The 8,964-nt window shown below is 41.2% G+C and carries 11 protein-coding genes; 6 read left to right on the forward strand and 5 right to left on the reverse strand.

Annotated elements, in window-relative coordinates:
* The 3 genes from VIN08_RS20670 to VIN08_RS20680 form a co-directional block, all read left to right on the forward strand.
* Positions 1–1,549: DUF6044 family protein (locus VIN08_RS20670; RefSeq protein WP_331969146.1), on the forward strand; the 1,549-nt coding region annotated here is incomplete at its 5' end.
* Positions 1,546–2,544 (forward strand): glycosyltransferase family 2 protein, encoded by a 999-nt coding sequence (locus VIN08_RS20675; RefSeq protein ID WP_331969149.1) that lies wholly within the window; start codon positions 1,546–1,548, stop codon positions 2,542–2,544. The genes VIN08_RS20670 and VIN08_RS20675, both read left to right, overlap by 4 nt.
* Positions 2,525–3,280: a class I SAM-dependent methyltransferase gene (locus VIN08_RS20680; protein ID WP_331969152.1), complete on the forward strand. Its 756-nt coding sequence runs from the start codon at positions 2,525–2,527 to the stop codon at positions 3,278–3,280. Before VIN08_RS20675 ends, VIN08_RS20680 begins: the two co-directional genes overlap by 20 nt.
* A 207-nt stretch (positions 3,281–3,487) precedes the next feature.
* On the opposite strand, the gene VIN08_RS20685 is transcribed toward VIN08_RS20680, so the two are convergent.
* From VIN08_RS20685 to VIN08_RS20695, 3 genes are all read right to left on the reverse strand, one after another.
* On the reverse strand, positions 3,488–4,384 hold the full coding sequence (locus VIN08_RS20685; RefSeq protein ID WP_331969155.1) for a helix-turn-helix domain-containing protein: 897 nt from the start codon (positions 4,382–4,384) through the stop codon (positions 3,488–3,490).
* 11 nt (positions 4,385–4,395) lie between these two features.
* Positions 4,396–4,983: a TetR/AcrR family transcriptional regulator gene (locus tag VIN08_RS20690; protein WP_331969157.1), complete on the reverse strand. Its 588-nt coding sequence runs from the start codon at positions 4,981–4,983 to the stop codon at positions 4,396–4,398.
* Between the two features lie 200 nt (positions 4,984–5,183).
* Entirely contained in the window at positions 5,184–5,594 is a 411-nt protein-coding gene (locus VIN08_RS20695) for a helix-turn-helix domain-containing protein (protein ID WP_331969159.1), read from the reverse strand.
* Positions 5,595–5,784: 190 nt separating this feature from the next.
* On the opposite strand from VIN08_RS20695, the gene VIN08_RS20700 reads away from it, so the two are divergent.
* A complete protein-coding gene (locus VIN08_RS20700; protein WP_331969161.1) occupies positions 5,785–7,326 on the forward strand; it encodes a DHA2 family efflux MFS transporter permease subunit in 1,542 nt (513 codons plus the stop codon).
* A 52-nt stretch (positions 7,327–7,378) separates the two neighbouring features.
* Here VIN08_RS20700 and VIN08_RS20705 read toward each other — a convergent pair whose 3' ends face one another.
* Positions 7,379–7,642 carry a hypothetical protein gene (locus tag VIN08_RS20705; protein ID WP_331969164.1) on the reverse strand — a complete coding sequence of 88 codons (264 nt, stop codon included), beginning with the start codon at positions 7,640–7,642 and terminating at the stop codon, positions 7,379–7,381.
* A 181-nt stretch (positions 7,643–7,823) separates the two neighbouring features.
* Between VIN08_RS20705 and VIN08_RS20710 the strand changes: the two genes are divergently transcribed.
* A complete protein-coding gene (locus VIN08_RS20710) occupies positions 7,824–8,033 on the forward strand; it encodes a helix-turn-helix transcriptional regulator (protein WP_331969167.1) in 210 nt (69 codons plus the stop codon).
* 129 nt (positions 8,034–8,162) lie between these two features.
* On the forward strand, positions 8,163–8,372 hold the full coding sequence (locus tag VIN08_RS20715) for a helix-turn-helix transcriptional regulator (protein ID WP_331969170.1): 210 nt from the start codon (positions 8,163–8,165) through the stop codon (positions 8,370–8,372).
* Between the two features lie 229 nt (positions 8,373–8,601).
* On the opposite strand, the gene VIN08_RS20720 is transcribed toward VIN08_RS20715, so the two are convergent.
* The coding region (locus tag VIN08_RS20720; protein WP_331969173.1) for a hypothetical protein at positions 8,602–8,964 on the reverse strand (363 nt) is incomplete at its 5' end.

The raw sequence follows: 8,964 nt of genomic DNA on the forward strand, positions 1-8,964 counted from the left end.
GCTGGTCTATTTACAAGTGCTAAAGATCAGTGGTAATTTATTAGGTGTTGATGGCTCTCCGCTGGTATATAATATTTTCAATGGTATAAATCGCGGCAGCTTTCATTCGGAGTTCAGCATTATCCGTATTCTCTTTTATATACTGCCGTCATTCTGGGCGTATGTTACCAATTCTATACTGGTAAGGTGTATAGGTTTTACAGGAATCTACCTGCTGGCAAGAGATTACTTTCCCGACAGCAGAAAAACAGCTGTCTTTGTTATTGGTATAGCATTCGCTTTGTTGCCCCTATATACTTTGTACGGTGTAAGCGTAATGGGTCAGCCCCTGTTGTTATGGGCCTTTCTTAATATAAAAGAGAAGCGCAGCGTTATGCTGAGTTTTATTCTGATAGTTCTGTATCCATTCTACGCGCACTTTGCCTTTGTAGGGCCCTTTATCCTGGCGGCTTTGGTGGTATATGGTATATATAGCCGGTTTATACTCAAAAGCGAAGTAAATATACTTTACTGGACGGGCATCGCAGCGTTACTGGTATTCTTTATAATAGCCAATATTAATATTATAGCCTCGTTCTTTTTAGGAACAAAACCCTCACATCGTGAAGACTGGACTAATGCAATACCAAGCTTCTCGCACATGGTTAAGCTTGCAGCCACTACCCTTATTCACGGTCAATATCATAGCGCCACCATCAATAGTATTCCCATTATTCTTCTGATAGTATATGCTGTTTGGAAGAAAGTTCCTGCATATCGCGATGCGCTGATGTTGCTGATAGCTATTATCGCTATTTCAGGTTTCTATGCTTTTTACGATGCAGTCTCCGTTCCGCTTCAGAAGAAATTTCATTTATTAACAACGTTCCAGTTCGATCGGTTTACTTTTTTGATTCCATTTCTTTTTACGCTGATCCTGTTGGTACTGAACCAGACCAATGCTATAAACAAGAATATACTATATACCGTTGTTGGCGTTAATTTTTTATTATCAGTATATAACAATGCCGAAGCCAAGATTAACTTTTCAAAACTGGTTGTTCCGGGCGCATCTAAACATCTTGTCACCTTCCGATCGTTTTATTCGGAGAAACTGTTTGACCAGGTTGGCCACTATATCAATAAACCAAAAAATGATTACCGGGTTGTCAGCCTGGGACTTCAACCCTGCATAGCACAATACAACGGATTTTATACACTGGATTCTTATCAGAACAATTACTCCATGGTTTATAAAAAAGATTTCAGGGAAGTGATTGCCGGAGAACTTGATAAGAACAGAGATTTAAAATATTACTTTGACCATTGGGGAAGCAGGTGTTACCTGTTTAGTGATGAACTTAAAAAAACGTGTTATTATGATTGTAGAAAGACCGCGAAGGTCAGTGTGAAGAATCTTTCGATTAATGTAGCGAAGCTGAGGCAGATGGGAGCTGAGTATATATTTTCTGCAGTTCCAATTGAAGGTGTTGATTCCGGTGAGTTGACACTGCAAAAAACTTTTGAGGATAACATATCCAGTTACAAAGTATATCTGTATAAACTATGATGAATGGTCAGCCGCAAATAAACATGCTTATACCGCTCTTCAATGAAGAAGAGGTATTTGAAGAATTAACCAGGAGGTTAACTGCCGTGATGGATAACTCCTACCTGTCAATCTCCGTCATTATGGTGGATGATGGCAGTCGTGATAATACATCCTTGTTAATGAAGAGAAAGTCGATGGAGGATCCCCGGTTTGTGTCGGTAATTCTCTCCCGGAATTTCGGGCACCAACTGGCGTTAACGGCTGGTCTGGCTCATGTAAATGCTACAGAAGCTGTATTTATACTGGATGGCGATTTGCAGGATCCTCCGGAATTACTCGAAGAATTTTACATATATCTGAAGCAGGGATACGATGTGATCTATGCTGTTAGAAAAAAGAGAAAAGAGATTTTTTTAAAACGCTGGGCCTATAAAGGATTTTATATGCTGATGAAATATATATCCTACTTCGAGATACCGCTTGACTCGGGCGACTTCTCGCTGGTAAGCCGCAGGGTGATTGATGAATTGAATCACATGAAAGAAGAAAGTCGTTTTCTGCGGGGCATGCGAAGCTGGATCGGGTATAAGCAAATCGGCGTACCCTACGATCGCCAGGAACGATACTCGGGTGGCTCTAAATATACCTTCAAACGTCTGCTATCGCTGGCGTATAATGGTATATTTAATTTCAGCGAGTTCCCGATCAAGTTTATATCGAATCTTGGGGTGATTACTGTTTTAATAAGCTTGATATACCTGGCTACTACATTGGTAAAGAAATTTGTTTATGGAGTAGTGCCCGAGGGATTTACCGGGTTAATCTTTGCTATAGTACTCTTTGGAGGTGTTCAACTGATGTCCATAGGTATATTAGGGGAGTATATCATTCGTATTTTCTTCCAGGTAAAGAACCGGCCTCTTTTTATTGTGAAAGAGATTATCAGAAAACCCGAACAGGAGCAAGAACCAGAACCCGTATTAAACGAACAGGATGGAGAAGCAGTATTATAAAGAATATTATGAGCTTGAGAGAAGTCACTGGTGGTTTAAAGCCAGGCTGGAGATACTCGAGCGACTTCTGCAGGAAAAGATACTCAGGAACGGAGCCAGGCCTCTCCGGATTTTAAATGCCGGTGTGGCAACAGGCGCTACTACAACAATGCTTCAGAAACATGGTGAAGTTATTTCACTGGAGTATGATAAAGACTGCTGTGAGTTTTTAAAGACCGTGGTAAATATGGAAGTGGTAAATGCATCCTTAACCGATTTACCTTTTGAAGACAGAAGCTTCGACCTGGTTTGTGCCTTTGATGTTATTGAGCATATAGAAGACGATAACCTGGCGGTAAGAGAAATAAGAAGAGTATTGAAAGACGATGGAACTATGTTCCTGACTGTTCCGGCTTTTATGTTTTTATGGAGTCATCACGATGACATCAACCATCACTACCGCAGATATACTATGAAAACACTGCGCAAGGTGCTGTTGGAAGAAAGTTTCCGCATTAACTTTGGCTCTTACTTCAACGCAGTGTTATTCCTGCCGATCTCTGCTATACGTTTACTATTGAAGTTGCTTCCCAAGCGTAAAGAATCCGGTGGCACAGGATCAGACTTCGAGTTGTTCAAGTCAAAGACCATTAACGATTTTTTCTATTGGATATTTAGAAACGAAGCATGGCCTTTACGCAAAGGAATTACGTTTCCCTTTGGTATTTCTCTGGTGGCAATAGCCAATAAAAGTTAGTGTAGATTTTTTACAGGTACGAATAGTCGGGTTCCCACAGAATTCACAGATCAACACAGAATCTGTTTTTATCTATATTTTCTGCGTATCTCTGCGAGATCTGCGGGAGACTAAATATACAAGATTAATTTCCCGCAGATCTCGCAGATTTACGCAGATATATACCTGATCTGACTCTGTGTATATCTGTGAAATCTGTGGGAAATATTAAGCGACATTACGCTGAGAGAGTTGCCGGAAGCGTGCAGGTGTATAGGATGTATTCTTCTTGAAGAACGTTACAAAATGCGATGGCGCATTGAACGAAAGCTGATATGAAATCTCTTTTACGCTAAGGTTCGTCTGCAATAGCATATCCTTGGCGAAGCGAATAAGATTTTCCTGTAAGAGCTCATGTGCAGTTTTACCGGTTACGCGTTTTACTACAGCATTCAGATAATTAGGATGAACCGATAACCGCGATGCATAATGTGCCACTGTGCGACTCGCCTGGTTATTCTCGCTCTCTTTGAAAAAAGTATCCAGCATAAATTTGAACTGACCCGCTATAGCAATATCATTCTGGTTGCCGGATTGAACAACCTCTTTAATAAACATGGCCGACCGGGTATATATACGTCTGATCTGCAGCATAAGCGTTTGCATATAGCTAACAATCATATCAAAGCGATCGCTGTGGTCGGAGTTATGCTCTTCACACATCTGTTCATATATACTTTGAAGCAATGCTACATCGCTGTATTCCAGTTCAAGCGGAATTGTATTTTCGAGGCGCAGAAATGGCACATCAAACATGAGTGACGCAAGGCCACGGTATTTTTCAAGAAACGATTCGGTAAAAGCGATGCAATATCCCATCTTACATAATGGCTTCTTTTGATCTGCCGCCACCACCTGGTAAGGAATTTTGAAATAAAGTAATGGCTTACCACCAGTCTCTAAATCTATATGGAGTGAGATTGCATATATACGGTGACGTATTGGCTCGTACTCTTTTTTATATACTATAGCAGAGTCAATGCGCCTTACATCAAAGTCATCGTACATGGGCGAAGGTCCGCCAATATGTTTACGATATGCACCCAGGGTATTTACTTCCAGCATGGTTGTATAGATTACTTCAATAAGTTTTCCTCAATTTCTTTTTTAAGTATATCGGTGATCACTTTCATCTGCTGTTGATTACCCATCGTGCGACTGATAAACGTGCCGCCCTCCAGCATGGCAAACGCTTTTATCGAAAATGTTTCGGCATCAAAGCGTTTCGAAAATTCTTTATCTGCTATACCTTGTGTGATCAGTTTTACAAAACGGTTCTCGGCAAATTTTATGGCCTCCCGCACACGCTGGCGCATCTGTGGATTGGTATCATCGGCTTCAATACCAAAGTTTAATATAGGGCACCCTCCAAGATCATGGCGCGCTACATCGCCATAAACATCCAGCAACGCAAAGAGTTTATCCTTCGCGGCAGTATGTTTGGAGAGTACTTCATCAATACGCCTGCGCCTGGTATCGCGCAGGTAGTCGAATACCTCCAGCGAGATTTCGTCTTTGCTTTCAAAGTTTCCATATACACCGCCTTTGGCCAAGTGTGTGGCCTCCATAATGTCGGTGATGGATGTACCGGCCATGCCCTTCTTGTTGATAAGAGGAGCGGCCTTCTCAATTATATGTTGACGTGTACGCTCTGATTTTGTCATATACCAATATACGTAAAATTGGACCGATCGGTTCATTTCGGACGACAATTTGGTAAAAAATTGAACCGAACGGTTTTGGAGAGATGACAGACGGTTGATCTGTTATCGGTTAACGGTTAATTGTTAATAGAGGAGCGATGCGAAAGGAGAAGGCTTAATGATGGAGTACTAACAATTGAAAGTCGATAATAGAACGCTGTTTATCGGCTGGTTAACTCCTTTATTCTTGTTTCAATATACTCGGCTTTGTTCTTTTTCACTTGCTTCATCATGGCCTTGCGCTCTTCGGGTATGGTATAGTATTTCTCGGCCCATACGTTTATTTCCACAATGATTGGGAGCAGGTCAATTCCTTTGCGGGTTAATTTATACAGCACTTTTGCTTTGCTGTCGGGATGATCGAGCTTTTCAATCAATCCGTTTTCTTCCAGCGTTTGTAATCGTGCTGCGAGTATATTGGTAGCAATCCCTTCTTTCGATTTCAGAAAGTCGCCATACGTGCGTTCTTTCGCAAACATCAGGTCTCGGATAATCAGCAGAGACCACTTGTCTCCCCATATATCCAATGAACAACTGATAGGGCAATCTGATCTTTTCCTGGTCGCGCTCATAAAAATGATTTTAAATTACTTGCAATTTGCAAGTTGTTTGTAATTTTGTGCTTGCAATTTGAAAGTAAAATTATGGAACGATCAGAAATAAAGCAACCTGTAGCAGTACCCTGACGTGCTGCAGCATGCTGCTGCCGTCAATGATTCTCACCCACAGAATAAAACATCTATACTACTTACCATCTAAAAAGTGAAAAGGATCATTCTCATCATTACTGTAATTGCTGCGGCAATTATGGAGCTTATCGACACATCGATTGTAAATGTAGCGCTCAACTATATGAGCGGAAACCTGGGGGCCACGCTGGAAGATACCTCGTGGGTTGTTACTGCGTATGGCATTGCCAATGTTATCATTATACCCATGACGAGCTTTCTCGTCAATAATTTAGGGCGAAGAAATTACTACATCGGTTCTATCCTGATGTTTACGCTCTGCTCTTTTATGTGTGGTAATTCCGGTAACATTTGGGAGTTGGTGGCTTTTCGTTTTCTGCAAGGTATAGGAGGTGGCGCCTTGCTGTCGGTATCGGCTATGGTGGTATATGAGTCATTCCCGAAGGAGAAACAAAATGTAGCGAGCGCTTTATTTGGCATAGGTGTTTTTATAGGCCCTACGATTGGGCCTACATTGGGTGGATATATAACGGAGCATTTTTCATGGCCGTGGATATTTTACATTAATATTCCGATCGGTATACTGACCGCTATTTCGTGTTACTCTTTGTTGCAGGAATCTCCCACCAGGCAAAAAGTTGAATCGATCGACTGGTGGGGAATTATATTCCTCATTATTGGAGTCGGCTCACTTCAAACAGTATTGGAGCGTGGTGAAACGGATGACTGGTTTGAGGCAAGGTATATTATTGTATTAACGGTATCGGCCGTGTTTGCACTTATACTGTTTGTTTATAGAGAACTTACCACGGAGCACCCGGTGGTGAAGTTATCGGTACTCAAGTACCCGTCTTTAAGTATTTCGGCTATACTTACGTTTGTTACCGGTATAGGTATGTTCACATCTATTTATCTTACGCCTATATTAACGCAGCGCTTTCTGGGTTTCAGTCCTACGCAGGCAGGATTGATTTTATTACCAGGTTCTATTATAGCCGTGGTAGCACTCATCTTTACCGGTAAATTATTGCAGAAAGGTGTACCATCAGCGTTGATTGTATTGCTGGGCTTTTTGTGTTTTATATACTTCAACTGGTCGATGGCACAGTCGAACCTGCAGGTATCTTTTGCATCTATATCTATCAATTTAATATTCAGGGCGGTGGGTATGGCTTTGCTCACGGTGCCCCTGGCAACACTCGCGGTATCGGCACTCGAACCGGGTGACATGCAGCAGGGCGCTGCTATCAATAACATGATGCGACAACTCGGTGGGTCTTTTGGAATTTCGATTCTCAACACATACGTTACTCGCAGCGTGGCTACGCACCGCGTAGACCTGATCTCCAATATTCGGTACGACAATTCGCTTGCCATGGAACGATTGCAAGACTATACTTCTCTGTTTGTAAGTAAAGGCGCCACGCTATACGATGCGCAGCAGAAAGCCCTGGCGCTAATGGAAAAATCGGTAGTAAAGCAATCTATGTTTGTGAGCTACCTGGATGGCTACCTGTTTATTGGTTCGTTGTTCCTGTTAGCCATGCCGTTGCTGTTATTCTTTTTACGCAAGGGTAAAGGCAAGAAGGTTGTTGCTGTTCAGGTGGATCATTAGAGGGTATATATAGTCGGCTTTTCTTCGACATCATTTACGAAATGACTGCGCTCTAACCCATTCCTTTTCCATCTCTGCTATACAAGCCTTTTGTTTCTGTATCCAGTTGATCGCATAACGCAAAGAGGTTAGCGAGATCATCCAGGTATATATGAAAATCGGTAGGGAGAAAGTCGTGTTTGTTTAGCAGATACTCCATCAGCAATGTTCGCACTGCGCGACTGAGCCGCTCTGGTGGCGTGCGCTTCAGAAATACTTTCAGTGCTTCTTCAATTTTAGGAGGGAGAGGTTTATCAAGGTTGAATTCTGTCGACATACATCGGATATTTCTATACAAAAAAAATATTCTAACATCGTAAATATATCAAAAGGTGATTATTACGGAAATTAATTTCTTAAATATTATTATATATTTCTTAAATACAGAAATATACGCTTAAAATAGGGCATTCTCTCGTTTTATATATTGCCACTAAGTGCTGTATAGCACTATTAAGATGGCAAAAAAGAGAATACTCAATAGAATAAAGGGTGCCCTTGCAGACAAAGGGAAAACCAATTTATGGTTAGCGGAGAAGCTTGATAAAGATAAATCCACTATATCTAAGTGGTGTACGAATGATCAGCAGCCTACATTAGAGACGTTGTTTGATATAGCGGATGTTTTAGGTATTGATGTAAAAGACTTGCTTGTTTCTAATAAATGATAAATGCATAACTGTTTAAGTGAGGTATGAATGAAGAGGATGCTAACAATGAGTTTTATTGAAAATTTGAAGCACATCCTCGGGAATTGATCACTTCGATATTGACTTTTTGAAGTGTAAGTAATTGTTGTGGCTAAAAGAAGAATATTTAACCGGATAAAAGCTGTATTAGCAGAAAAGGGCAAGACTAATATTTGGCTTGCCGAGAAGGTTGATGTGAACAAAACTACGGTTTCAAAATGGTGCACGAATAGCACTCAGCCTACCATGGAATCGCTCTTTGATATTGCCGATGCATTGAATGTTGATGTGAGAGATCTTCTTGTGTCAAACAAATAGTTTAGAATGTATGATTGAAGAGAAATACCTCGTGGCCGACTTCGGCCGACAGTCCGACTTTTATCTATACCTTTTCAAGTATAGTTTACAACTCCAGCATCTCCTTATACATCGCAGCAGCCGATTCTATATTCTGAAACAGGCTAATCACGAGAGCATCTTTTCATAGAGCAAGGAACGGAAGGATCAAAACAGAGCGACTCATTCTCAATTGTATATAATCTTGTTATCATAGCGCTAGCATCTCCTTACACCATTCTTCTGCAGACTCTATATCACTAAAGAGTTGTATGATGAGAGCATCTTGCCTTCTTTCATGCTCTTCTATAAATTCTTCCACATTTATAGCAGCAAAGGTGCTTTCGGGTACTACCAATGCGCAGTACTGAAGACCATGGGTATAGGCGTTGGTGTTCCAGTATTCGTTGGCCCATGTTACATCTTCGTCAGTAAAAATTTCGGATCTTCTCAAATCACTGATCCACGCTACCTTTCCGTGCTCTTTTGTTTTTTGTGCTATCTGCTCAAGTCCGCACTCACCTTGCTTTCTAAACTCTTTGGATGGTACAAAGCCTATATAGGTTGCAATGAA

Source organism: Ohtaekwangia sp., from assembly GCF_036568665.1.
In the GTDB taxonomy this organism is placed as follows: domain Bacteria; phylum Bacteroidota; class Bacteroidia; order Cytophagales; family Cyclobacteriaceae; genus Ohtaekwangia.